The following is a 23,579-nucleotide window of genomic DNA, read 5'->3' as shown; positions in this document are numbered from 1 at the left end:
ATTTCCAATAAGGAAAAGTAATTTTAAAAATCTATTTCACGAAACGCCCTGAAATATTATTCCACTTATCAGGTAATGAGATGGTATATAAATTTTCAACTTAATCCTTTAACATGTTCTGCTAAATTTGAATATTCAAATTATGATATACTATAGTTAAAACTAGCTGCTTTGTTAAGGTATGATTTTCGTCATATCAAATAAGCTATCAAAATTACACCTTTGATTGTATCTCTAACATGAGGTGAAATTAGTAACAAATAATTATATAGACAGCTTATGAAAACAGCAATCATAAACAATTCTGACTTACATTTTGAACATAAACAATGGAAATCTGAACTCGACTTTTGGAAGGATGAGATAAAATCTTTCAAGAATAGATTAAGTGAATTAGCATCTCGTTGGACAGATAAAGATGTACTTGCACAATTGGAACATTACCAAAATGAGTTTATTCTTCATAGTGGTATTATTGAAGATTTACAAGTGGCGATTGAGAAGCACGAAATGAATATTTCTGGGCATAGTGATGAGAACCATGAATCATTGGATGTTGCAATGGTGAAAAACCACTTGAAGTTTCGTGAAAAAATGGAAACTCAAAGGCAAATTTATGCTGATCTTAAAAAAGAATTCTTCCAGTTTCTATCGAAATATATGTAAAAAATCGATTGGATATGGCCGTATTTAAAATACCGAAACAAAAAGAAATCCATAGATATGCCACCCTGTTCAATGTCCTCGCCAAATATGGCTTTAAAGACGTTTTGGCAAATAGTGGAATCACAAAAGTGATTCCCAAGAGCTACTTGGAAAAACATCCCGATACCGAAAAAAATCTTTCTTTTTCAACCTATGAGCGTATTCGTATGGTTTTAGAGGAACTGGGGCCGAGCTATGTGAAATTAGGCCAAATATTCAGTAGCCGGGAAGATATGCTTCCCCCTGAACTCATAAAGGAACTGGAGAAATTACAGGATCACGTACCTCAATTAAAAAATTTTGATGTAAAAAAAACCATTGAAGAAGAATTGAACATTAAGTTGTCCGATTGCTTCCGATCGATAAGTTTAGAGCCGCTAGCGGCCGCATCGTTAGCACAAGTGCATAGAGGACAATTGCTAAACGGGGATGAGGTTGTCCTTAAAATTCAACGTCCTTATATAGAAGAAGTTATTGAGAGCGATTTATTGGTGATGAAACAAGTTGCCAGAAGCCTTGAAAAACACAGTGCCCAAGCACAGGCTTTTCAACCAATCAGAATCATAGCTTCTTTTGAACAAAGTATTCGTGAAGAACTTCAGTTTTTGCGGGAAATGGACAATACGGAAAAATTTACCAAGAACTTTGAAGGCACTGAAATGATCCATGTTCCCCGGGTCTATCGTCAATTTTCAACGAACCGTATTATCTGCATGGAATTAATTGACGGCATCAAAGTATCGGAAACAGCTCAACTCCGGGCCGCCAACATTAACCCTTCCACGGTGGCCAAAGTCGGAGTGGACCTATATCTGGAACAAATTCTTGAGCATGGCTTTTTTCATGCTGACCCCCACCCCGGTAATATTTTTGTACTACCAAATACCGGACAAATCTGTTTTCTGGATTTTGGCATGATGGGCTCCATAATGCCGAACGATAAAGAAGCTCTTGGAGAGCTTCTGCTCTATTTCTTAAGAAAGAATGTCAAGAAAATCATCAATCTACTTGAGAAGATTTCCGTAAAGACCGATATACCTGACCACAAAAAGTTGGAACAAGATTTATATGAGTTGATTGAGGGTGTCAGCAATACTGCCATTCAAAACATACAATTAGGCATTGTCCTCAACCAGTTTAAAACAGTCTTGTACGAGAATAAAATTGTTTTACCGCATTATATCTACATGCTGATTAGAGGCCTTATCATTATAGAAGGTGTGGGGAGAAAATTGGATCCCACATTCAACATGACCAATAATCTAGAACCCTATACCTCAGCAATTGTACGCAGGCGATTCAGCCTAAAGCGTCTTTTTAAAAAGAACCTGAGCCGCTTTCAGGATATCAACGACCTTGTAGACACCTTGCCCGATGACATCAACGCCATCCTTAAAAAAATAAAAGATGGCAAACTGGTAGTAGTGCACGAGCACAAAGGTCTCAATGAATTTCAGAATGCAATGAGCAAATCCGTTAATCGCTTGGTCTTTGCCGTCATCATCGCCGCCCTTTCCATAGGGTCTTCTATTTTGGTTATGGCCCAAATGCCGCCTTTGGTCAATGGTATCCCCTTATTGGGAGCCGTTGGTTTTGTAGTATCCGCCATCTTGGGTTTTTACATTGTAATATCTATATTCAGAAACAATCAATATTAAGAAATACCACCACTAATCCAACAACCAGATGATAAATTTCGAGGGAATCAATGAATTTATGGACAGCTATATTTTAGGTATACTGATAAGTATGGGAATAGGTTTGATCATTGGTTTGGAAAGGGAATATGACAAGCTAAAAGATCAAGGGTTTGCAGGTATCCGTACTTTTCCTATTGCGGCCATTTTAGGCTTCACCTTGGAGAACCTTGCCGATAAATTCACTGTTTGGATGTTAATTGTTGGTTTAGGTTCTTTTATTCTCTTTCTTGCATTTAACCATGTCTATAAAAAACAGGAAGAATATGACAAAGGGCTAACCACCAATCTGGCCTTGATCGCCACCTTTATTTTGGGGGCGATGGTGTCCGCCGAATATTATAGGGATGCAGTAGCCACATCGGTCATCATTGTTACACTGCTTTCCTTAAAGACAAGGTTTCGCATGGTCATCAGCAACATTACCTCGGAAGAACTTTTTGCTTTTATCAGGTTTTCTATCATTGCACTGTTGATACTCCCCTTTCTTCCCAATAAAACTTACGGCCCCAATGATTTGCTCAATCCGTTCGAAATCGGTTCCATAGTGGTAATCGTGTCATTTTTAAATTTCATAGGCTATTTTTTGGTCAAGTTCGTGGGGGCAAAAAGAGGGATTTTGCTGACCGCCATACTTGGAGGTCTCATTTCCAGTACTGCAGTGGCATGGAGCTATGCCTCACGAAGTGAAGAATCCCCGGAACTCTCAAAAAAATATGCTGCTGGAATCATTATTGCTTCGGCCATAATGTTCCCAAGGCTTACCCTGTTGGTATATATTTTCAATCGCTCCCTTTTAACCTATTTGGCCATCCCTTTTTCATTATTGACCTTAATCTGTCTCGTAATATCCTTGATTCTAATCCAGAAGGACTCCAAAAGTTCAGATACCAAGATCAAGCTGGGAAACCCACTCAATATATTGAGTGCTATTGGTTTTGGGGTCATCTATGTGGTCATCCTATTTGCAGTTTTCTACAGCAACGAGTTTTTTGGCGAAAGTGGACTGTACTTTTCTGCCCTTATTTCCGGATTGGCAGATACGGATGCCATCACAATAAGCATGGCCAAATTTTCTCTGGATTCCGAAAAACTAAAAGTGGCCGCTTCCGTCATAGTTGCTGCTGTATTGAGCAACATGCTCGTAAAGTTGGGCATCAGCGTCTTCAAAGGTTCAAAAACAACAGGTAAATTTGTAGGATATTCTTTTGGTTCCATTATCCTTATCGGTATTCTGTTCATATTTATAAATAACATGTGATCATGTGAAAACCTGAAATTACTCCGTTTACCTGATTTAGGTCATTTAAATTCACTCCAAAGCAAAGCAACTTTGCATAGAATTCAGGACAAATAGTTATAGACGGATGAAATATCGGGATAGAACAAGACGAAAAACACCCTTTGTAAAAGTCATTTTTATACTTATGATGGTGTTCACGTCCCATACAAAAGCTCAAGAGCAGCAGATAAGTATTTCCGAAGCGTTGCAGATCAGTTATGCAAACAACGAGAAAATCAAGCAATACAATGAAAGGCTACAACAAAAAGTGTATGAAGACAAAGCCGCCAAAGGCAACTTTTTGCCTTCGTTGAACCTATTGGGCGGCTATAGTTACCTCAGCGAAAACATAGAGGTAAGTACCTCTCAGATTTCAACCACATTGGATAATTTGGGAGCTAAATATGGAGCCGCTTTTGTGGCTGCCTACGGGGAACAAATAGGTTTGTCCGGTGTAAGCACCGAAAGTGCCTATAGTACATTGGCCAGCGTATTGGGCCAATTTCCGGCATACCCAAATATGGAGGTGGACAACCAACGGTTCCCAACAGCGGCATTGACGGCCACACAACCCTTGTTTACCGGAGGAAAGATCCTTGCCGCCAAGAAATATGCAAAAGCAGAACTGCGTTCGGCGGATATTGAATTAAAACAGGTGAAGGATGAAATTGCGAACGAGCTCATCGAACGGTATTTAAACGCAGTCCTTTTAAATCAAATAGTAAAGACCCGGCAAGAAGTATACGACGGCATGTTGAAGCACAAGGAACAGGCTGAACGTGCCATTCAATTGGAGATTCTTCCCAAACATGTATTGTTGAGGGCCCAGGTTGCCGTGGCCGATGCAAAAAAGGACCTGGACAACGACATGAACAAAAAAGAGATGGCCATTACAGCCTTGCGCACCACAATGAACCTTCCCGACAGTATACAATTTAAGGTAATGGACAGCATTATCTACAAAGAGCTTTATCTGGATTTTGAAGAGTTGCTGACCACGGCATACGCCAAACAGCCTGTTTTAGGGATGATCGATCAAAAAGAAGAAATAGCCAAACAGGCCCTTGCTTTGGAAAAAGCCAAGTTTATGCCCAACATTGCAGCTTTTGGAACCTACAATATGTTCCGCGAAGAGGTTCCTGTCATTCTCCCTAAATTTATGGTGGGTGTCCAAGCACAGGTAAATCTCTTTAACGGATTCAAGGACATCAATAATCTAAAAGCCAAAAAACATTTAAAAAAGGAAGCTGAGAATGCAAAAGAATATGCCAGCAAACAAATTCACTTGTCGGTACAATCAAACTACCTCACCGCCCTTAACCAACAAAAGCTCTATAACAGCCTAACGGCCACAGTAGCATTGGCCAAAGAAAACCTGAGGATCAACACAAGGCGATTTGAGGAAGGCCTTGGCAAATCCATAGATGTAATCGACGCCTCACTTCTGTACAAAAAATCAAAAATAGAACAATTGGTTGCCCTCAACGGTTACTACCAGGCCATTGCCGACTTATACATAACCACAGGGGAACCAGAAAAAATTATACCGCTCATCAATTAATCAGTTGCCTTATGAAAAAAGCATATATAACATTGACCATTCCCATAGTCATCATCCTTTTCGCCATTATCTTCTTCTTCATTAAAGTGAACAGTGACGAGCAGACCATATATTCGGGTATGTTGGAAACAACGGAAATCAATGTGGCCTCGGAAATTTCCGGAAGGGTACACACCATACTGGTAGAAAAGGGAAGTTCCGTAGAAAAGGGACAATTATTGGCGACATTGGAACCTGATATCCTAAATGCGAAAAAAGGACAGGCCCAAGGTATGGTCAAGGCAGCCAAATCCCTATTCAACAAAGCTGAATACGGGGCCAGAAAAGAAGAAATCAATGCGCTCCAAAACCAGTACCAAATGGCAAAAAGCCAATTTGATTTTGCCGAAAAAACCTATAAAAGGTACCAAGCCCTTTATGCCGACAACATTATTTCCAAACAAGAAATGGATGAACTACAATTTAAATACGATGCGGCCAAAGAACAGATGAACGCTGCAAAATCCGTATGGGAAATGGCCAAAAACGGAGCAAGAAAAGAAGACATAAATGCTGCCTATGGTAGTTATGAAAGTGCGAAAAGCGCCTATAATGAGGTACAGGCATTTTATGAGGAGTTGAAAATTGTCGCTCCTTCGGCCGGAATCATAAGCAATCAGATTGCAGAAGAGGGTGAGGTCATGGCCGCTGGGTATCCGATTGTCACCATACAGGTTCCAGAAAAAGTCTATGCTATTTTTAATGTAAGAGAAGATGATCTTGCAGATTTTAAAATGGGCCAAGTCTATAAAGCCCAAGTTCCCGGTCTTGGCGACGAAGAAGTGGATTTTAAGGTAAGCTACATATCCCCCATGGCAGATTTCGCAACCTGGGTTCCTATAAAAGCAAAGGGAGAATTTGAATTAAAGACCTTTGAAGTGCATTTAAAACCACAAGACCGGATTTTGGAGTTAAGACCAGGTATGTCCATTCATATTTACAAATAAAACTATGCTAAGCAACTGGGGGGTATATCGTGTTTTTAAGCGGGAAATGTGGCGATTGGCCCAGCAGAAATCTGCTCGAAATCTATTTATCATCGTCCCTTTGGTCGCCTTTTTTACGCTTGGCGCCATTTATTACAAAGGGGCGTTAAGAGAGGTGCCCATAGCCGTTTATGACAACGACAACAGTACCTTGAGCCGCACCTACATCAGGTTTTTGGAGGCCTCGCCCACATTTAAGGTCGCCCATTACATATCCTCGGACGAAGACATGGAAAATACCTTTGTTGAAAATGAAGTACAGGGGATATTTTACATTCCCAAGGATTTTCACAAAAATGTACTGAAAAAAACACCGGTACAAGTAAAAATATATAGCAACTCAACAAATATTGTCTTTGGGAACCTCATCTACAGATCGGCGGTTCAGATTACGCAATCCATAAGTGCTTCCGTTGTTATAAAACGAATGGCCCCATTGGGCATAGATCCTGGTAAAATATCAGGAACGGTCCTCCCGATACCTGTAAACACCAGAGTTGTCGGTAATCCACAGTACAATTATAGTTATTACCTAATTCCCGGATTGTCCATTGTACTGGTGCAAATGATTGTGTTCATCGCGGCCTCAAGGGCCTTTAACAACGAATGGAAAAAGGAAACCTTTCAAGAGCTGGTGTCGGTAGCCAAGGGAAACCTACTTTCCATGCTCTTTGGAAAATACCTTGCGTTTTTGGTGTATGGCCTTGGTCTATGTGGTCTTGTTTTGGCCATATTGTTTCCCGTGTTAGGAATTCCCATTTACGGAAATATCGGAAGCTTAGCAGCCTTGCTCTTTCTTCTGATTACGGTAAATATATTTCTAGGCTTTGGGATTTCTTTACTGTTTAAAAGTGAACTGATCGCCCTTGACCTGTCCATATTCTATAATTCCCCCGCCTTTGTATTCAGTGGTTTTACCTTTCCCATTTGGGCGATGCCATGGTTGAACTCGGTATATGCCGATCTCATACCCTTTACACACTTTTTGACCGGTTTCCTTAAAATCTATCAACTAGGCACTCCCGTTCAATTTATCTGGCCGGAAGTGTGGAAATTACTTATATTTCTCTTCGTTGCATTTGTATTGATCATAGTGGGACTGGCCATCAATAAGAAGCTCATTTTTCCTGTAAATAAAATAGCTGCGCCATGAATATGAAAGTCATTTGGAAACTCATAAAAAAAGAAGCGCTCTTGGTATTTAACGACAAGAGCATCCTTTTGGTTTTGTTCGTTGCTCCATTTTTATATCTGTTTTTGATAGGTACTACCTACATTCAAAAAGACGAAGAAAAGGTGAGCGTGGGCGTAGTGGATATGGACCGGACAAAAAGTAGCAGAATGTTCTTGAACAAACTGAACGCTACGCAAAAGGTAGACCTGAACTATACGTACAATAACCTACCTGAAGCTAAAAATGGTCTTTACAGCTTTGATGTACAAGGCTATGTATATATCCCCCACGATTTTGAAAAAAAGCTAAAAACCAAAGAAAGCTCACCTATTGGGCTGGTTCTGGACAACACCCGATTTTTACCTTCCAATGATATCAACAAATCCGTAAACATGGTAGCCTTGGACTACGCCGTAAAATCTAGGGAAAACTTCTTTAAATCAAAAATGGTTTCTCCGAAATTGGCCCGTAACAATGCTGATCCCGTAACGATCCAGGTCAATGCCGTCTACAACCCCAATAACAACTATGGCGATTTTTTGTTACCCTTTATTTTGTTTTTGATCTTACACCAAACACTGCTTATAGGACTATCAGAAAGTGTGGCCTCTGACCGTGAAAAAAATCTTATGCGAATTGGTTTTAGGGAAAGTAAAAATAGCTTCATTGATTATATACTGGGAAAAACAGGAATCTACTTCCTTATATTTTTGGCCTATACCCTCTTTGTTCTTTTAGTTGCTTTCCCTCTTTTTGATCTGCCCCTTCACGGAAGCTTGTTTGCGCTGTTGGGAGCATCGGTGATTTTCCTTCTGGCCACCGTGTTATATGGTTGGTTCTTTGCGTCTTTCTTTAGCACGGAAACAGGCGCAATGGAAGTCATGGCATTTACCTCCTACCCCGTATTTCTGATTACCGGAGTTACATGGTCCATACATGAAATGCCGTTGTTTGTACAATTCCTTTCAAACCTTATTCCCTTAAGGCCGTTCTTTGTTTTTCTGAAGAAGCTTTCAATCATGGGGATTGACAGTCATCTTTATCTCAATGAAATCATCCATCTTTTAATCCTACTAATCATTGGATATGTCTCAGCGTATTTTAGGTTTCGCTATTTACAAAAAAGAAAGCCGAAAATAAAAAGTGCTGCTGGTCTGCGAACCTCCTCCCAATAAATAGGAGAACAAGAGAGCATCATTTTTAATGATAATAACCTTTAATCAATCACAATTTGTTCCCCGTCATTGCCATACCAAATATAATTATACTATTTTGTCACTTGATTATTTTTCATTTTTTCATTCTATTGTATGGCACGATATTTACTCTTGGGAACGGTATTGTTTTTTCTAACTGACCATACGGATAATACAAGGACCGACCTTTATTTTGATGTTGTGCTCAAAAACAAAGTAGTGGGAAGTTTAATGACCAGTCAGAAAACAGTTGGATCAAAGACCCTTTATCATAGCACGACCAATATACAAACGCGATTGATTGTGGACGTAGAGGTGGATTATAACTATAGTGTCACTTTTATTAAGGATCAATTAGAGGAAGCGAATGTTGAGATAACCATAAACGACAAGCCGCATTCCAAGACCCACACCCTCCGTGATAAGGATACATATCAAGTCACAAAGGACAATGGTGACCAAATTGTACTGAAAGACGCGATAGATTATTCAACAATTCTATTGTATTTTGAAGAACCCACCCAAATAGACCAATGCTATTCCGAACAGGACGGAAGTATGAACCATATAATCGACTTGGGAAATCATATTTACAAAAAAATCAACGCAAAAAACAAAGAGAACCTATACTATTATGAAAATAGGGTCTTGAAAAAAGCAACAATCGACGGTGGGATTATCCAATTGGAAATATTGGCCCATAACTAAATTAAATCAAATGGAAGACTCAATGATCTACCCGAATAAATCCAAAAGCAAATGAAAATAGGCCTAGTACTTTCCGGAGGAGGTGCCAGGGGTGTGGCCCATATCGGCGTCATCAAGGCCCTGGAGGAGCACAACATATTCCCTACCCATATTTCGGGCACCAGCGCAGGTGCCATTGTTGGTGCGCTATATGCGCATGGCACGGACTGGTCCGAAATATTGCGTTTTTTCAAGACAGCTCCATTGTTCGATGCAACCCGTTATGCCAGAAAAAAACCAGGAATCTTGGATACGGAAAAATATTATGCCGATTTTCAGGAATACTTGCACCATGATGATTTCAGTTCATTAAAAAAACCGCTTTTCATAACTGCCACGAACGTCCTAGATGGAACCCTTAAAATTTTTAATAAAGGGGAGCTCATACGCCCCGTATTGGCCTCAGCCTCCTTCCCCGGAGTCTTTTCCCCGGTAAACATCAATGGGTCCTATTTTATAGATGGAGGAACGCTGAATAATTTTCCGGTGGAACCGCTGAAAGAAAGCTGCGATCGAATCATCGGCAGTTATGTCAACCCATTGAAGAAAATCAACATACAAGACCTAAAACATTCCTATAATGTGATTGAAAGGGCCTATAAAATAAAATCTGCCCATGATTCCATTACCAAGTTCCCCGATTGTGATATGGTGATATCCCCAGAACAACTGAGCGATTATGCCACTTTTGATATGGGGAGCATTGATGAGATTTTTGAAATAGGCTATAAAGGCACCATACAGGCACTGGAAGAACCAAATACATTTGAATGAATATAATGCCCTATATTTAAGGGATGCCCACATACACACCGAAGAAATCATATTTTTCCAACGTTACTGACCTAGGTCATAATTTACTCCCTGGACTACCCATAATTTTGGGGTTGGTATTGACAACCAAGGTAATGCACATATCCAACCGGATAGTCGATACACATTAAAAAAACATAAGAACAAGAACAAAATCAGGGATTTTGATTTTTGAACGAGTATACGAAACAGGGTAACTCGTCATTTCTTTTGAACATAGTGTAGAACAAACACCTTAAATAATAGAAATCATGGGAACAATTCTAGGTTCAGCCCAAAAAGCGATCAAAAACTGGTGGTTATCAATTTTAATAGGCCTACTGTACATATTTGTGGGAATTTGGGTATTGCGGACCCCATTGGAAAGCTATATCTCACTAAGTATTATTTTCAGCATGTTCATTTTTATCTCTGGAATATTCCAGATTGTATTTTCTATTTCCAATAAAAATGAAATGAAAGATTGGGGCTGGTACTTGTCCGGAGGTATCCTAGATCTGATCATCGGTATATTACTCTTGGCCCATCCTTTGATGACCATGGCCATTTTACCTTTATATGTTGGTTTTTGGTTGCTGTTCCAGAGCATATTGTCCATTGGTCTGTCCTTTCAATTAAAATCTGCAGGAATACCTCAATGGGGATGGCTTCTATTTTGGAGTATTGTCACCCTGTTGTTTTCCTTTTTGCTCTTGGCAAATCCATTGTTTGCAGGTCTCAGCATTGTATATATGACGGCCTTTGCCCTTATAACCGCCGGAATTTTCAGGATATTCTTGGGAATCAATTTAAAAAAATTGGGCAAAACCTTTGGCGATAATTAAGAAACTTTAATAGGTCAGGTTTTAAGGGGACACAATAAAATACCCCTCCTTGAACGGGATACAAACAAATTGAACAAAAGTCATATCATGAAAAACAAAAAAAAAATTTTAGTCCTTGGTTGCAATTTTGCGGGACTTACAATTGCGCGTTACCTGCACAGGGATGCAGGCGATCATGTAACGATTACGGTTATTGACCGTAAAAATTATATCAATTTCATCCCTAATATTCCCATTGAAGTTTTCAATGGTCATAATCCGGCGGACACCTTAGAGTTTCAATTTCGAAAATTTTTAAAATCGGATGGGAGTGAATTCATACAAGGCGAAGTAGAACATATTGATGCCTCCAATAAAAAGGTACACTTTACACCCAACGAAAGAAAAGGAGCCGCCCAAGAAGTTATAATCTATGATTACTTGGTTATAGCCCTGGGCTGTAAACTGGCTTATGATAAAATTGAAGGCTTCGCCGAATTTGGACATACTTTTTCCGACACTTTTTATGGTAATGAGGTACGTAACTATTTGTACAACGAATACAAAGGCGGGCACATTGCAATCGGATCAGATCGGTTTGTTCAAGGACAAAGCCCAAAACTCCCTAAAGTACCAGTGGCCGTAGCTGCATGCGAAGGACCTCCTGTAGAACTGGCCTTCTCTATGGCCGATTGGTTAAAAAAACATAAAAAAGGAGATGCCAAGAACATTACCTTGTTTACTCCTGGCGATGTTATTGCCGAGGATGCCGGAAAAAGTATTCTGGACCAATTGCTACCAATGGTATCAGAGATGGGCTATGGGTACAAAACCAATACCATAGGCATTAAAAGAATATACAAGGAAGGCATTGAATTTAAGGACGGAACCAGCTTAGAGGCTGAAATGAAAATAGTATTTCCCAATTGGGAGCCCCACAGTTTTATGAAGGATCTTCCCTTTGTTGACGACCAAGGATTTGTAATAACCGATCTTTTCATGAGGAATCCGGATTTTCCAGAAATTTTTGCTGTTGGCGATGCAGCAAGTGTCACCATACCAAAAATTGGTTCATTGGGGCATATGGAGTGTGAAATTGCCTCAATGGTTATAGCAAATGATATTCTTGGCAAGAATGAAAAAATAGCCCCGTTACAACCTATGTTATTGTGTTATGGCGATATGGGCAACAACAAGGGTTTTTATATGCACACCAATGAATGGTGGGGTGGAGAAACTAGTATCTTAAAAATGGGGTACACTCCTTATATTTTAAAGATGGGTTTCAAAACGATGTACCAAACATTAGGTGGAAAAGTACCAAGTTGGGGGTTGCCCTTGTCCGAAATAGTCGGTGATCATTCGATAATATAAAAAGATCGCCGTGAAATCTTGATAAATGACAATTAGCAGTACCATAACCACAAAGAAAGTATTGTTGCCCTTTTTAATGCTTTTGTTTATCATCGTGTGGTCCAATTCCTTAATTGGAACAACAGATGTATCCAATTGGCTTATCGAAAATACCTTAACGGCCATTTCCCTGCTTTTTTTAATATTGACTTTTAAAAGATACAGATTTAGCAACTTTAGTTATTTGCTGATCTGTATTTTTTTATGCCTGCACGTCTATGGCTCAAAATATACCTATGCCGGGAATACCTTCGGGTTCTGGCTGCAAGATGTTTTCGGTTCCCCAAGAAACCAGTACGATAGGTTGGTACACTTCAGCTTCGGCTTTTTGCTATATTACCCCATGCAGGAATGCTTCATAAAATGGCTACAATATCCTCCGCGTATTGCTTTTTTGTTACCTATTACAGTAACCCTTTCGGTTAGTGGGCTTTATGAAATCATTGAATGGTTGGTGGCCGCTGTTTTCTTTGTAGAGCAGGGCATTTCCTATTTGGGAACACAAGGTGATATTTGGGACGCCCAAAAAGATATGGCCATGGCCTTTCTTGGGGCAGCTTTGGCTTTTTCCATTTTTTTTGCACTTCACCAACGCCATAAAAAAAACTAGAAAGGCATTTTATAATAAAGGTGCCATCACCTTTTATCTACCTCCTACTTTATCTCCAATCATACTTTAATTATAAAATTTTATTAAAAAACCATTCCATGATTTCAATCAGTTTAATCCCTTTCCGATCCCAATACCTTTGAACAGTAATTCATAAAAACAGTAAAAATGAAAACACCAAACATCGGAATTTCAGCAGAAAACAGACAAGCCATCGCCGATCAATTAGCCAAAATATTGGCCGACGAATTTGTACTCTATTCAAAAACGCTAAATTTTCATTGGAACGTTGAAGGCCCTGATTTCCATACGGTACACGTTTATTTGGAGACCTTGTACGAAGAACAACAAGAGATTGTCGATACTGTTGCCGAAAAAATACGTGCGGTAGGTCATTATGTGCCCGCAACCTTAAAAAAGTATTCGGAGTTAACACATCTTACCGAGAAAACAAAAGGTAAAAATGACAGCCAAAGCATATTTGCCGAATTGTTGGAAGACCATGAGAGCATCATTATTTTCCTAAGGGAGGAAATTAAGCCCATTGCGGATAAATGGCAGGCCGAGGGCATCAGCGATTATATTACCGGGTTAATGGAACAACATGAGAAAACCGCATGGATGCTACGTTCACATCTACAATAAATAATTTTCCAATCCACCTATAACAATTGGAAAAACAGCATATTACAATTTAAAAAGCTAAAAAAATGGACTATAAAAATATTACTGTCGCCGGGAGTGGCGTTCTAGGGTATCAGATTGCATTTCAGACTGCGTTTCATGGATTTCATGTAACTGTTTATGATATTACCGACGAGGCACTGGAAAAAGCAAAATCCAAATTCAGTGTTCTCAGCGAGGCATATAAGAAGGATTTAAACGCTACACAGCAACAAATAGATAAAACTGCCCAAAATTTAAGCTACATCTCTGATTTGGCCGAAGCGGTCAAAGATGCGGATTTGCTGATTGAGGCCGTACCCGAAAATCCAGCCATAAAAACGGATTTTTATAAAAAATTGGCGGAAGTGGCTCCGGAAAAAACAGTGTTCGCCACCAACTCTTCCACACTATTGCCCAGCCAATTCGTAGAGGCCACGGGCAGGCCTTCAAAATTTCTGGCCTTACATTTCGCCAATACCATATGGATTCACAATACTGCGGAAATTATGGGCCACGCCTCGACCGATCCCAAGATTTTTAATGATGTTGTAGCATTTGCAAAAGCCATTGGTATGTTGGCCTTGCCCTTACACAAAGAGCAGCCTGGGTATATTCTGAATTCGTTATTGGTACCATTGTTAAGTGCTGCCACCCGTTTACTGGTCACTGAAGTTGCCGATCCGCAAACAATAGACAAAACTTGGATGAAAGCTACAGGAGCCCCTGCGGGCCCTTTTGCTATTCTCGATGTCGTGGGCATTACCACCGCTTATAATATTGATAAAATAGCAGCGGAAAAAACCCAGGATGAGTTAAAAATAAAAACGGTAAAATATCTGAAAGAGAATTATATAGATAAAAATAAATTAGGGATTTCTACAGGAGAGGGATTTTACAAATACCCAAACCCTGCTTATAAGGACCCTGATTTTTTAACATAAGTTCCAACTGATTCTGAACCCAAAAAATCAATAAGTTTATTTTTGGCATGATGGGATAAGGTTATTTTAAAATAAGAACATACTTATGAAAGGCCATAAGAAACTAAATGAACTGGCATCTACGGCCATATGCGGAAACGATATCAGTTCTTCGGTGTTATATGTATCCGCATTGGCAATTGCCTTTGCGGGGCAATATGCATGGATTACGTTGCTTATGGTCTCTTTTGTCCTTTTTTTGTTCAGGAAAATATATGGGGAAGTGGTCGGTGCCCTGCCCTTGAACGGCGGAGCCTATAATGCCTTACTGAACACCACAAGTAAATTTATGGCCTCCTTTGCGGCCACATTGACCTTGTTGTCCTATATGGCCACCGCGGTTATATCGGCCAACGAAGCCGTCCATTACCTACATCATTTAATCCCCTCTATCCCCATAATTATCGCGACCATTCTTTTGTTAAGTTTCTTTGGTGTTCTTACCATCGGTGGGGTTTCCGAATCGGCAAAAGTAGCTATCGGAATCTTTCTTTTCCATCTCGCTTCCTTTGCCATCCTCAGTGTCTTTATCATTTATTTTCTGGCCAATAACGGCTTACAGACATTTATACAAAACTGGCATTTGCCAGTTACCGGGGGTAGTATTACCAAAGCCATTTTCCTCGGTTTTGCAGCTTCCATGTTAGGGGTTTCGGGCTTTGAAAGTTCGGCCAACTTTGTAGAAGACCAACAAAAAGGGGTTTTTCCAAAAACATTGAAAAACATGTGGATGGTGGTGAGTGTCATTAATCCGTTGGCTGCACTTTTTGCCCTTTCATTGTTCTCCATGCCCCTATTGCAAAGTGAACCCTACCAAAACACACTTTTGGTTGAAATGGCATCGCAGGTCGGTGGTAATTGGTTGTCGATATTGATTGGCCTTGATGCATTCTTAGTTCTTAGCGGGGCGGTTCTGACCAGTTTCGTTGGGGTTACCGGTTTGTTGGAACGAATGGCCTTGGACAGGGTGTTGCCCCAATATTTTATAAAGAAAAACAAAAAAGGAAGCTCCTATCGGATCATTCTTATTTTCTTGGTATTGACTATTTCCATTCTGCTCATGACCAAGGGAAATGTGAAACTATTGGCCGGTGTTTATACCATTTCATTTTTATCCGTAATGACCCTTTTTGGCATAGGGAACATCCTGTTGAAAGTAAAAAGAAACAGCTTGCCCAGACCTGAAAAAGCAAGTTGGTTGGCCATTATGGTGGCGATATCCGCAGTTGTTTTCGCCTTGATCGGAAATATTTCAATGCAACCAGAAGAAGGCGTATCCGGTAATATATCCGTATTTCTGGAATACTCTGTTCCTGCCATAGTTTTTATAACCGTTATGCTCAACAGAACCCTATTGTTGAAGCTGCTTCTTAAAATCATCCATTCGGTTTTTGACCCTGTCCGAAATCTGGTGTTAAAAGCGGATGATAAAATAGTATCGCTGATCGATGATATAAATTCGCAAGAGTTCGTTTATTTTACCAAGAATGATGATGTGGAAACACTGAACAAAGTACTCTTATACATTCTGAGAAACGAACACACAAAAAAATTGAAAGTAGTGGCCGCAACAAAAAATGGCAATATAATTTCAAAGCAATTTAGAAATGACATAAAGGTTGTGGACAGGGAGTATCCCGAAATTAAAATTGAATTTATTGAATTGGATGCCCTTTTCGGACCCGAGCTCATCACCAAAATATCCAAGGAATGGAATATCCCCATCAATTTTATGTTTATCGGATCTCCCGGTGACCACTTCCCTTATAAAATCGCAGAATTGGGTGGTGTGCGGTTAATAATCTGATGGGAGGACAAACCTGTATTGTCAACGATAAAAATCAAGCCCTAAAAGCATTATTACAGTCTACTTATCAATGGTATATCTATTAAAGAAACTGAGCTCGATACTTTTCTTGGCATTATCAAAAAGCTGACGTACTTGATCCAAACTTTCATTTTGTATCTCAGCAATTTCCCCAAGGGTGAATTCGTACTCTGTCGCCAGTTCAAAAATGGTTCGCATGGGCAATGGCAAATTGTGCAATACCATTTTTACATGTCTTCTCAAATCCTCCTCATCCAATTCCCTATCTAGTTTATCTTGGAGTTTTTGTTTTCTATCTTCAATAAAAACATGGTTCAGGACATAGTCATTTTTGGGATAGGAAATGTCATCGAGCTCTTCGACCATTACATAATCACCCCCACCATCTGTAGAAAAATTTTCTTCCATCTCGTCCCATTCCGCCTTTGAGTAATCATCAATGTTCTTCAAGAAATGGTCGTCGAATTCCTCATCTGTAATGGTATCCTCGAGCAATTCGTTCGCTTTTTTGAACAGCCAAGGGTGTAGTTCCATTTCATTCTTGACATCATCGAAATGATCATAGACGTCGATAAAAAGTTGGTCTATAAAATCATCAGGTTGGTATTTGCCATGGGGCAGGTTTCCCTTTGTTAAAGCTGTGCCGATTCTACTGACGATATAGCGCCGTACCTGATGAAGCGTTTTCAGCAACAGCTCATTGAATGCAGCCTTGTTGTTCTCTTTTTTTAAACGCTTTAAATCGGCAAACGTACTTGCTACAAATACATTGAATGCCTTGTTGCTTTCGTGATATTTTAGGGTGTCCATCGTTGTGGTTTTTTTCATATTACATACATCAAAGTTGCAGACTTGTTCGGTAACATAATATGATCAAGGTCAGTAACCGGGAATATACTACAGATTATTTTTTGCTTTTCCATTCCTGCCAAAGAAACTTCCCACATACTTTATCAGTTGTGCCCCATTTTCAAAATTTGGAGTTGCTACTTGAACATTATAACCTTCGGCCTCTTTCAACGGTTCCCAATTAAAGGTTAGTGCATCAGCATCCAAAACGGTTCCATCAGATGGTGCCAAAAGGGTAACCGTCTGTTCGGAAATATCGGGAAGGTGGTCCCTGAGTTTTTCGCCACAATCAAGGCGTTGGAAGAGAACGGGAACATCAAAATCCGTTCCACACCCAAATTATCGACTCTCAATGGCCATCGGGCCCATCTTTCCATCGGGGAAACCACCTATTATGTGATAACCAATCAGAACTATTTTGGATCTCAGGTCCCAACGACCTCCGAGGTCCGGAACTACGCCCCCATTGATGCGGAACTAGGGGTGAGTATAAAGCCTTTGGTTCCCGGGGATGGACAGGTCACCTTGAACATCAATGTGATACAATCCGATTTCAGCGGGGAACGTATTGAAGAGGGTGCTCCACCAGGATTGACCTCTCGAGAATTCAGTTCCATCATTCGGATGCAGAACCAGGACCTTGCCATATTGGGCGGACTGGAAGAAAAGATAAAGGATGATTCTGGTAGCGGAGTCCCTTTACTAGCAAGGATTCCCGTCATCAAATGGCTTTTCAGCCAACGTCGTCGTGAAGACACCAAACAAAAACTGACCATTTTAATCAAACCGACTGTAATTTATTAATGATGTTCAAAAAGGTGACATATGGTGCCAAGGGCAATGTCTATCAAGGAATAGAAATTTTTGAGTTAGCAGGCTCCCTATACTATGAACTTCTAAAATTGGAGCGTAAAAAAGGGGAATTGATCTTGATTGGGGCGTTGACTTTTAACTCTTTAAAAGAACTGGCTCTCCAAATAGACCAAAAAAAACCGTTATTACTCCATATCTACACGACCAAAGTACTTAACAAACAGCTTTATGGGGATATGCCCAAACTACCTGAGCATTGGGTAAATCAGGCTTTTCCCAATTTGAATTTGGAGCAATTTTACTATCAGATCTTGGATGACCCCAAAGTTGGTATGGTTTCCATAACCAAGAAATCGGCTATTGATGAACACTTGTCCAAACTAAAAGAAATAGGCATTGTACCCTCAGGAATATCCATTGGTATCTCTGGACTTTCCCACTGCCTTTCATTTCTAGCTCATCCGATTCAAGGATCTAATTTCATAATCGATAACAAGGATAGTAGACAGATGGAACTTTCCCAACACCATCCTGGCCTAGTCATGGAAATCAATATCCAAGGATTACAATTGCCATCGACACACCTCCTAGTTTTTTCCCAGATTTTGGGCCATATACAGGGCTCGGTACCCTACTCCAACCTAAGGGAGGTCAACACCGAAATGAACAATCATTTTCACAACCAACGGCTATATCAAAAGGGGCTACAATGGGGCTTGAGCATAATGTTGGGCATTTTATTGGTCAACTTTTTATTGTTTTCCCATTACCGCACCAAGACCATGGCAAGTGAAGAACCGAAAGACCCAGAGCAACAGGCCCGCATGGCACAAAAGTTACAAGAAAGGATCTATACCAAAGAAAACAAGATCAAGGCGCTTTTGGGTTCATCCCGCACCCGAACGACCTATTATATGGACAGGATAGGTGAAGGACTCCCGGAAAGTATTCTCTTGGACGTTTTGGTCTACCAACCCCTTACCAGGCCCGTACAGCCGGACAAGACCATTCGCACAGCGGGAAATCAAATTAGTATTTCGGGCCAGACCAATGACAAGGTAGCTTTTGCGAAATGGACGGCACAGTTGGAATCCATGGAATGGGTCAGGAACCTGGAAATAGAACGCTATGAATATTCCTCGAACACGGTGGACAACTTCAGTATAAAAATACAATGTGATGCGACTGGACAAACGAAATAAACTACTGATCGGCGGGTTTGTCCTTGGACTTTTGCTCTGCTACCATCTGGCCATCAAAAAGACCCTGGCACTCCGGTCACAGTATTATGGGGAGACCGAACAACGTGAACAGGCTAGGGACATCCCAGGAAAACTTGCCAACCTACATAAAAAAGAGCTGCAATTGGACGCTCAATTTGAACAACTAAACTTGGGATCCACCAATGTGCAGAACGAACTACTATATTTCCTGAACGAGCAGGGCGATCAACATTTGGTGAAGATCATAGAGTTTAAAGCGCCCCATGTGGTAAACGAGGGTTCCACCACCACAAGAACCTATCAGTTTACCTTGGAAGGTAATTTCACCGACATCCTGACAGTCGCCTATGGCTTGGAGACCCAGACAAGTTTTGGCGGTATCACCCATATAGCCTTTGAAAAGCAGCAAGATTCGCGTCAAAAATATAACTTTCTTAATGCCACCTTGCACTTACAACAAATCGAATAAAACAGAAAGAACGATTTGGTTAACAATACGCAAGCAAAACTTCTTTTTGTGCTACAAGCATTCTAAATAGCTTTAGATTAACTTTCTATATAACCTTGTTTACGATATTGAAAAAAGGGAGGCTAGAGGATAACTATAACTTCTTTTTTTGTAGATAACTTTGGTTAAACAACACCTGTTCAACGAAAGTCAAATCATATCTAAAAGCGCTTTAAAAGATGAGACAGTTAATGCAAACAGCAGCACACTGGATTACACATCAATTAAATGGCCTTAAATGATTTGACACAAACGCATAAAAATAAAAAAGCACTGAAAATCAATTGATTAACAGTGCTTTTATGTTTATCTATTTCTAGATTGGTCGGGGTGGCAGAACCAACAAACCCAACTTAATTTATTATTTTCCAGATATTTAACTTGTTATTTCCAAAATAGGACATCCCATGGGACATCTTCATGTGATTTTTGGACCTTCAATAATCAAATGTAGGGGATTTTACTCTATTTAGAACAATCATAGGAACATGAAGTCAAACCCAATGACAAAATTAAACAAGTATATATTTCTATAAATACCGCACTTATTTATATTTAGTGAAAGGTATACGATTGTAGACTCACTTGAATATCTGGAAAATTTTGCTAACACCAAAAGGCACAACTAAAATACATGACCAAATTTCAATCAACCCCATCCTTTGATGGGTTGCATCAATGCAGGAACTTCCTGACCAATAGGAAGGGTACATGTTAAGAAGGAGGCATCGATTCACCTGCATGGCCTTCGAATTTAAAAAAACAGGTCACCAAAAAACACATGGTAGACAATAAATCCCAGTATGGAAAGAATGACCCCTATCAGAAATAGGTTGAAAGACTTTCTCAGGTAACAATGTTTTCTGTCAATGAACTTACCCAAATAAAAGGTATCCTTGGCTATGGACCTATAGAGTTCATCACCACTATAAATCAGTTCGACCAATTGCTCAGTATACGCCCTTGCATCAATGGCATGAAAATTCCCAAAATACAATAAGTTTTCAGTGGAAGTCCCTCCATGCTTGGGTTCGGGTCTCGTGGCCATAACGGCATAGGTTACGTAAATCAGGTTGGTGAGCAGTATCATGACTGCCGGAAAAATTAGGCGGGGATCCTTTTGGAGCTGTCCTAACACGGTGCCGATGATGATTGAAAGAATCAGAGCATTGATGGTGATCAGGATATGGGATTTTCTGTCGATCATGATATTGTGGGAGTATAGTGGTTCTTAGATATCAATCTGAACAGGGTCTCGGTCCCCCTTTCCGACCTGGGCTCTATCTTGGCCAATTGTTTTTCAATTTCTTGATCTGGCCCCTGTCTATTTTCATTGCTTCGGAAAGAATCCTGTTTTCCAGTTTTTCTTCTTCTTTATCTTTCATATTGATGGATTTTAAGTACGGTGATGCATCGGTTTTAAATGGTAGTTCGCAGCGGATACAATGCACTTGGGAGCCAAGAGTTCCGATCAGAGGTATTCCCTGACATCCATCTTACCGTTCCCTTGATATTTTTCAAAAATTTTCCATTGGTATGGGGCTGTTTCCTGTAAAGGCAATACCGGTAAGTCGATGCATTTCATAACAGTAGGTGGATAGGTCCCCAGGTTGAAATTTTGCCACTTCGTCATACCCACATGACCTTGCAATTACCTTGATGAAGGTTGGTTGCCCTAAATAATTACCCTTATAGAACTTACTATCAAAGAGTTGTGGATATTCTACCAAGAAACGTTCAATTTCCCTTCCAACCAAATAAAGAAGGTTTTATGAAAGCTATAATTTACAATAAAACAACTCAAATTCCTAAGGATTAAAAAAGTACTTAAAAAAATGATGTGAATGTTATGTAAAACAAAGTGTATTTATCCGAAAGCACTATATCAAATGAATTCATTATAACTTAAAAACCAACTGCAGCATCATCTCCACGCTTATCCGCCCCACCTTCCAATGTGCCGTTTTCCAAGACCCGAATGGCATCCACTTTACCAATGATCCGTGTTCTACCCTCGTTGATGTTATATTCCTTGGACTTTAATTCTTCAATTACATCCGCAGGGAAACCGTCAGGTTCAAAAACCACCACATCGGGCAACCATTGGTGGTGAAACCGAGGAGAATTTACAGCATCCTGCATACTCAGATTGAACTCATGAACATTGAGAATGGTCTGTGCCACTGCCGTGATAATAGTGGAACCACCAGGAGTTCCCACCACCATATACAGCTTTCCGTTCTTTTCAACAATGGTTGGTGTCATACTACTCAACATACGCTTTTCCGGTGCAATGCTATTGGCCTCTGTTCCAATTAAGCCGAACATATTGGGGATACCAGGTTTTGAACTGAAATCGTCCATTTCATTGTTCATGAAGAAGCCCAGTTCTTCAATATAAAGTTTGGAACCATAGCCCCCGTTCAGTGTGGTGGTAGCGGAAACGGCGTTTCCTTCACTATCCACAATGGAGTAATGGGTAGTTTCCATACTCTCATAAACTTCAACAGCATCATGACCGACATCGGATGATAATGTGGCCTGGTCAAAAGAGAAGTCGGCCATCCTTCCTTCTATATAGTGTTCGTTCAACAGCATAGTATAAGGAATGTCCACAAAATCGGGATCTCCCAAAAAATAATTTCTATCGGCATAGGCACGTCTGGCCGCTTCTGTAAACAGTTGTATGGTCTTGGCGGAATTATGCCCTAATTTTTTGATATCATAAGGTTCCATCATCTTAAAAATCTGGTTGATGGTCATCCCGCCACTACTTGGCGGTCCCATGGATATGATGTGTAGATCTTTATAATCAAACACAATTGGATTTCTCCACTTGGCCTCATATTTTGCAAGGTCCTCTTCCGATATAAAACCGCCATTTTCTTGGATGAAAAGAGCCATTTTTCGGGCAACCTCGCCTTTGTAAAAGCCGTCCTTGCCTTTTCTCATGATGATTTCCAAAGTAGTGGCAAGTTCTGGATATTTAATGGTATCCCCCTCTTTGAATGGCCTTGCAAATTTTGTACCTTCCCCATTGACCTCAATGAACCGGTTCCGGTTCCGTTCCAAGCGATTGGCTTGTTTTTCGGTTACGATCACCCCTCTTCTTGCCAAAGCAATTATGGGTTCCATAATTTCTTTCAGGGATAGTTTTCCAAATTTTTCATGTACCGATATGACACCGGCTACTGTTCCAGGAACACCGGATGCCGTGGCACCTGAGGTACTCATACCCGGGATTACATTGTTTAGGGAGTCCAAAAACATATCCCTATGGGCCAATAAAGGGGCTTTCTCCCTATAATCTATACTTCCTACTTCACCATTGTGTTTCCGGTAGACCATAAAGCCTCCGCCACCTAGGTTGCCAGCAAAGGGATATGCGACCGCCAACGATAGTTCGGTGGCCACCATCGCATCAAAGGCATTACCACCGTTTTTCATGATTTCCACACCAATCTTGGAAGCTTCTTCACGAGCCGACACGACCATGGCCTTTTCAGTGACCAATCCAGTGGGCTCAGCAGCTGTCTTTAAGGTGCAATTTGTTAAGAGGAGTATTATTTGAAACAGATATAAGATTCTTTTCATTTGAGTGTATTTTAGATTGCTGTATACCTAACGGTTCATATTTAAATCATCCAAAAAATGTATAGGTTTGCCCAATTGAATTAAGTTGGTTG

General features: G+C 40.2%; 23 protein-coding genes. 18 read left to right on the top strand and 5 right to left on the bottom strand.

Going from position 1 to position 23,579, the window contains the following annotated elements:
- Positions 1-279: 279 nt before the first annotated feature.
- The 15 genes from MWU56_RS00625 (at position 280) to MWU56_RS00555 (ending at position 16,479) form a co-directional block, all read left to right on the top strand.
- Positions 280-666: a hypothetical protein gene (locus MWU56_RS00625; protein ID WP_247041190.1), complete on the top strand. Its 387-nt coding sequence runs from the start codon at positions 280-282 to the stop codon at positions 664-666.
- A 14-nt stretch (positions 667-680) separates the two neighbouring features.
- The gene (locus MWU56_RS00620; RefSeq protein ID WP_247041188.1) at positions 681-2,363 is read left to right on the top strand and encodes an ABC1 kinase family protein; all 1,683 of its coding nucleotides are present in this window, start codon (positions 681-683) and stop codon (positions 2,361-2,363) included.
- Between the two features lie 28 nt (positions 2,364-2,391).
- The gene (locus MWU56_RS00615; RefSeq protein WP_247041186.1) at positions 2,392-3,663 is read left to right on the top strand and encodes an MgtC/SapB family protein; all 1,272 of its coding nucleotides are present in this window, start codon (positions 2,392-2,394) and stop codon (positions 3,661-3,663) included.
- A gap of 106 nt (positions 3,664-3,769) precedes the next feature.
- Positions 3,770-5,245, top strand: coding sequence for a TolC family protein (locus MWU56_RS00610; protein ID WP_247041184.1), 1,476 nt, complete (start codon positions 3,770-3,772; stop codon positions 5,243-5,245).
- 11 nt (positions 5,246-5,256) lie between these two features.
- On the top strand, positions 5,257-6,231 hold the full coding sequence (locus tag MWU56_RS00605; protein ID WP_247041182.1) for an HlyD family secretion protein: 975 nt from the start codon (positions 5,257-5,259) through the stop codon (positions 6,229-6,231).
- 4 nt (positions 6,232-6,235) lie between these two features.
- Positions 6,236-7,423 carry an ABC transporter permease gene (locus tag MWU56_RS00600; protein ID WP_247041181.1) on the top strand — a complete coding sequence of 396 codons (1,188 nt, stop codon included), beginning with the start codon at positions 6,236-6,238 and terminating at the stop codon, positions 7,421-7,423.
- Positions 7,420-8,619, top strand: a complete 1,200-nt coding sequence (locus tag MWU56_RS00595; protein WP_247041178.1) for an ABC transporter permease — start codon at positions 7,420-7,422, stop codon at positions 8,617-8,619. Before MWU56_RS00600 ends, MWU56_RS00595 begins: the two co-directional genes overlap by 4 nt.
- 135 nt (positions 8,620-8,754) lie before the next feature.
- Positions 8,755-9,348 (top strand): DUF6134 family protein, encoded by a 594-nt coding sequence (locus tag MWU56_RS00590; RefSeq protein WP_247041176.1) that lies wholly within the window; start codon positions 8,755-8,757, stop codon positions 9,346-9,348.
- Positions 9,349-9,399: 51 nt separating this feature from the next.
- Complete coding sequence (locus MWU56_RS00585) at positions 9,400-10,161, top strand: patatin-like phospholipase family protein (RefSeq protein ID WP_317236497.1); 762 nt, start codon at positions 9,400-9,402, stop codon at positions 10,159-10,161.
- 290 nt (positions 10,162-10,451) lie between these two features.
- The gene (locus MWU56_RS00580; protein ID WP_247041175.1) at positions 10,452-11,024 is read left to right on the top strand and encodes an HdeD family acid-resistance protein; all 573 of its coding nucleotides are present in this window, start codon (positions 10,452-10,454) and stop codon (positions 11,022-11,024) included.
- Between the two features lie 87 nt (positions 11,025-11,111).
- Positions 11,112-12,377 (top strand): NAD(P)/FAD-dependent oxidoreductase, encoded by a 1,266-nt coding sequence (locus MWU56_RS00575; protein WP_247041174.1) that lies wholly within the window; start codon positions 11,112-11,114, stop codon positions 12,375-12,377.
- A 25-nt stretch (positions 12,378-12,402) separates the two neighbouring features.
- On the top strand, positions 12,403-13,026 hold the full coding sequence (locus MWU56_RS00570; RefSeq protein WP_247041173.1) for a DUF2238 domain-containing protein: 624 nt from the start codon (positions 12,403-12,405) through the stop codon (positions 13,024-13,026).
- A gap of 168 nt (positions 13,027-13,194) precedes the next feature.
- The gene (locus MWU56_RS00565; RefSeq protein WP_247041172.1) at positions 13,195-13,671 is read left to right on the top strand and encodes a Dps family protein; all 477 of its coding nucleotides are present in this window, start codon (positions 13,195-13,197) and stop codon (positions 13,669-13,671) included.
- Between the two features lie 65 nt (positions 13,672-13,736).
- Positions 13,737-14,633, top strand: coding sequence for a 3-hydroxyacyl-CoA dehydrogenase (locus MWU56_RS00560; protein ID WP_247041171.1), 897 nt, complete (start codon positions 13,737-13,739; stop codon positions 14,631-14,633).
- Positions 14,634-14,718: 85 nt separating this feature from the next.
- Complete coding sequence (locus tag MWU56_RS00555; protein ID WP_247041170.1) at positions 14,719-16,479, top strand: APC family permease; 1,761 nt, start codon at positions 14,719-14,721, stop codon at positions 16,477-16,479.
- A 60-nt stretch (positions 16,480-16,539) separates the two neighbouring features.
- On the opposite strand, the gene MWU56_RS00550 is transcribed toward MWU56_RS00555, so the two are convergent.
- Together MWU56_RS00550 and MWU56_RS00545 are read right to left on the bottom strand one after the other, a co-directional pair.
- Complete coding sequence (locus MWU56_RS00550; RefSeq protein ID WP_247041168.1) at positions 16,540-17,328, bottom strand: RNA polymerase sigma factor; 789 nt, start codon at positions 17,326-17,328, stop codon at positions 16,540-16,542.
- A gap of 69 nt (positions 17,329-17,397) precedes the next feature.
- Complete coding sequence (locus MWU56_RS00545) at positions 17,398-17,580, bottom strand: hypothetical protein (RefSeq protein WP_247041166.1); 183 nt, start codon at positions 17,578-17,580, stop codon at positions 17,398-17,400.
- A 33-nt stretch (positions 17,581-17,613) separates the two neighbouring features.
- On the opposite strand from MWU56_RS00545, the gene MWU56_RS00540 reads away from it, so the two are divergent.
- From MWU56_RS00540 to MWU56_RS00530, 3 genes are read left to right on the top strand one after another with little or no spacing between them, the layout of a single operon-like run.
- Positions 17,614-18,153 carry a type II secretion system protein GspD gene (locus MWU56_RS00540; protein ID WP_247041164.1) on the top strand — a complete coding sequence of 180 codons (540 nt, stop codon included), beginning with the start codon at positions 17,614-17,616 and terminating at the stop codon, positions 18,151-18,153.
- The gene (locus MWU56_RS00535) at positions 18,153-19,364 is read left to right on the top strand and encodes a hypothetical protein (protein WP_247041162.1); all 1,212 of its coding nucleotides are present in this window, start codon (positions 18,153-18,155) and stop codon (positions 19,362-19,364) included. The genes MWU56_RS00540 and MWU56_RS00535 overlap by 1 nt, the downstream gene beginning before the upstream one ends.
- Positions 19,342-19,854: a hypothetical protein gene (locus MWU56_RS00530; protein ID WP_247041160.1), complete on the top strand. Its 513-nt coding sequence runs from the start codon at positions 19,342-19,344 to the stop codon at positions 19,852-19,854. Before MWU56_RS00535 ends, MWU56_RS00530 begins: the two co-directional genes overlap by 23 nt.
- Before the next feature lie 793 nt (positions 19,855-20,647).
- Here the strand turns inward: MWU56_RS00530 and MWU56_RS00525 are convergent.
- The 3 genes from MWU56_RS00525 to ggt form a co-directional block, all read right to left on the bottom strand.
- Positions 20,648-21,100 carry a Pycsar system effector family protein gene (locus MWU56_RS00525; RefSeq protein WP_247041158.1) on the bottom strand — a complete coding sequence of 151 codons (453 nt, stop codon included), beginning with the start codon at positions 21,098-21,100 and terminating at the stop codon, positions 20,648-20,650.
- A gap of 310 nt (positions 21,101-21,410) precedes the next feature.
- Positions 21,411-21,650 carry a hypothetical protein gene (locus MWU56_RS00520; protein WP_247041156.1) on the bottom strand — a complete coding sequence of 80 codons (240 nt, stop codon included), beginning with the start codon at positions 21,648-21,650 and terminating at the stop codon, positions 21,411-21,413.
- 148 nt (positions 21,651-21,798) lie between these two features.
- Positions 21,799-23,487 (bottom strand): gamma-glutamyltransferase, encoded by a 1,689-nt coding sequence (gene ggt, locus MWU56_RS00515; RefSeq protein WP_247041154.1) that lies wholly within the window; start codon positions 23,485-23,487, stop codon positions 21,799-21,801.
- Positions 23,488-23,579: the final 92 nt, after the last annotated feature.

This window comes from Allomuricauda sp. F6463D (assembly GCF_023015965.1).
Classification (GTDB): domain Bacteria; phylum Bacteroidota; class Bacteroidia; order Flavobacteriales; family Flavobacteriaceae; genus Flagellimonas.
Note: the sequence above shows the minus strand (reverse complement) of the source record. Positions and strands in the feature narration are given on the sequence as shown.

Coding starts and splice junctions, on each gene's coding strand:
- MWU56_RS00570 (WP_247041173.1), top strand. CDS start 12,403: ATGACAATTAGCAGTACCATAACCACAAAGAAAGTATTGTTGCCCTTT.
- MWU56_RS00610 (WP_247041184.1), top strand. CDS start 3,770: ATGAAATATCGGGATAGAACAAGACGAAAAACACCCTTTGTAAAAGTC.
- MWU56_RS00600 (WP_247041181.1), top strand. CDS start 6,236: ATGCTAAGCAACTGGGGGGTATATCGTGTTTTTAAGCGGGAAATGTGG.
- MWU56_RS00575 (WP_247041174.1), top strand. CDS start 11,112: ATGAAAAACAAAAAAAAAATTTTAGTCCTTGGTTGCAATTTTGCGGGA.
- MWU56_RS00620 (WP_247041188.1), top strand. CDS start 681: ATGGCCGTATTTAAAATACCGAAACAAAAAGAAATCCATAGATATGCC.
- MWU56_RS00555 (WP_247041170.1), top strand. CDS start 14,719: ATGAAAGGCCATAAGAAACTAAATGAACTGGCATCTACGGCCATATGC.
- MWU56_RS00615 (WP_247041186.1), top strand. CDS start 2,392: ATGATAAATTTCGAGGGAATCAATGAATTTATGGACAGCTATATTTTA.
- MWU56_RS00605 (WP_247041182.1), top strand. CDS start 5,257: ATGAAAAAAGCATATATAACATTGACCATTCCCATAGTCATCATCCTT.
- ggt (WP_247041154.1), bottom strand. CDS start 23,487: ATGAAAAGAATCTTATATCTGTTTCAAATAATACTCCTCTTAACAAAT.
- MWU56_RS00625 (WP_247041190.1), top strand. CDS start 280: ATGAAAACAGCAATCATAAACAATTCTGACTTACATTTTGAACATAAA.
- MWU56_RS00585 (WP_317236497.1), top strand. CDS start 9,400: ATGAAAATAGGCCTAGTACTTTCCGGAGGAGGTGCCAGGGGTGTGGCC.
- MWU56_RS00550 (WP_247041168.1), bottom strand. CDS start 17,328: ATGAAAAAAACCACAACGATGGACACCCTAAAATATCACGAAAGCAAC.
- MWU56_RS00565 (WP_247041172.1), top strand. CDS start 13,195: ATGAAAACACCAAACATCGGAATTTCAGCAGAAAACAGACAAGCCATC.
- MWU56_RS00590 (WP_247041176.1), top strand. CDS start 8,755: ATGGCACGATATTTACTCTTGGGAACGGTATTGTTTTTTCTAACTGAC.
- MWU56_RS00525 (WP_247041158.1), bottom strand. CDS start 21,100: ATGATCGACAGAAAATCCCATATCCTGATCACCATCAATGCTCTGATT.
- MWU56_RS00595 (WP_247041178.1), top strand. CDS start 7,420: ATGAATATGAAAGTCATTTGGAAACTCATAAAAAAAGAAGCGCTCTTG.
- MWU56_RS00535 (WP_247041162.1), top strand. CDS start 18,153: ATGATGTTCAAAAAGGTGACATATGGTGCCAAGGGCAATGTCTATCAA.
- MWU56_RS00580 (WP_247041175.1), top strand. CDS start 10,452: ATGGGAACAATTCTAGGTTCAGCCCAAAAAGCGATCAAAAACTGGTGG.
- MWU56_RS00530 (WP_247041160.1), top strand. CDS start 19,342: ATGCGACTGGACAAACGAAATAAACTACTGATCGGCGGGTTTGTCCTT.
- MWU56_RS00560 (WP_247041171.1), top strand. CDS start 13,737: ATGGACTATAAAAATATTACTGTCGCCGGGAGTGGCGTTCTAGGGTAT.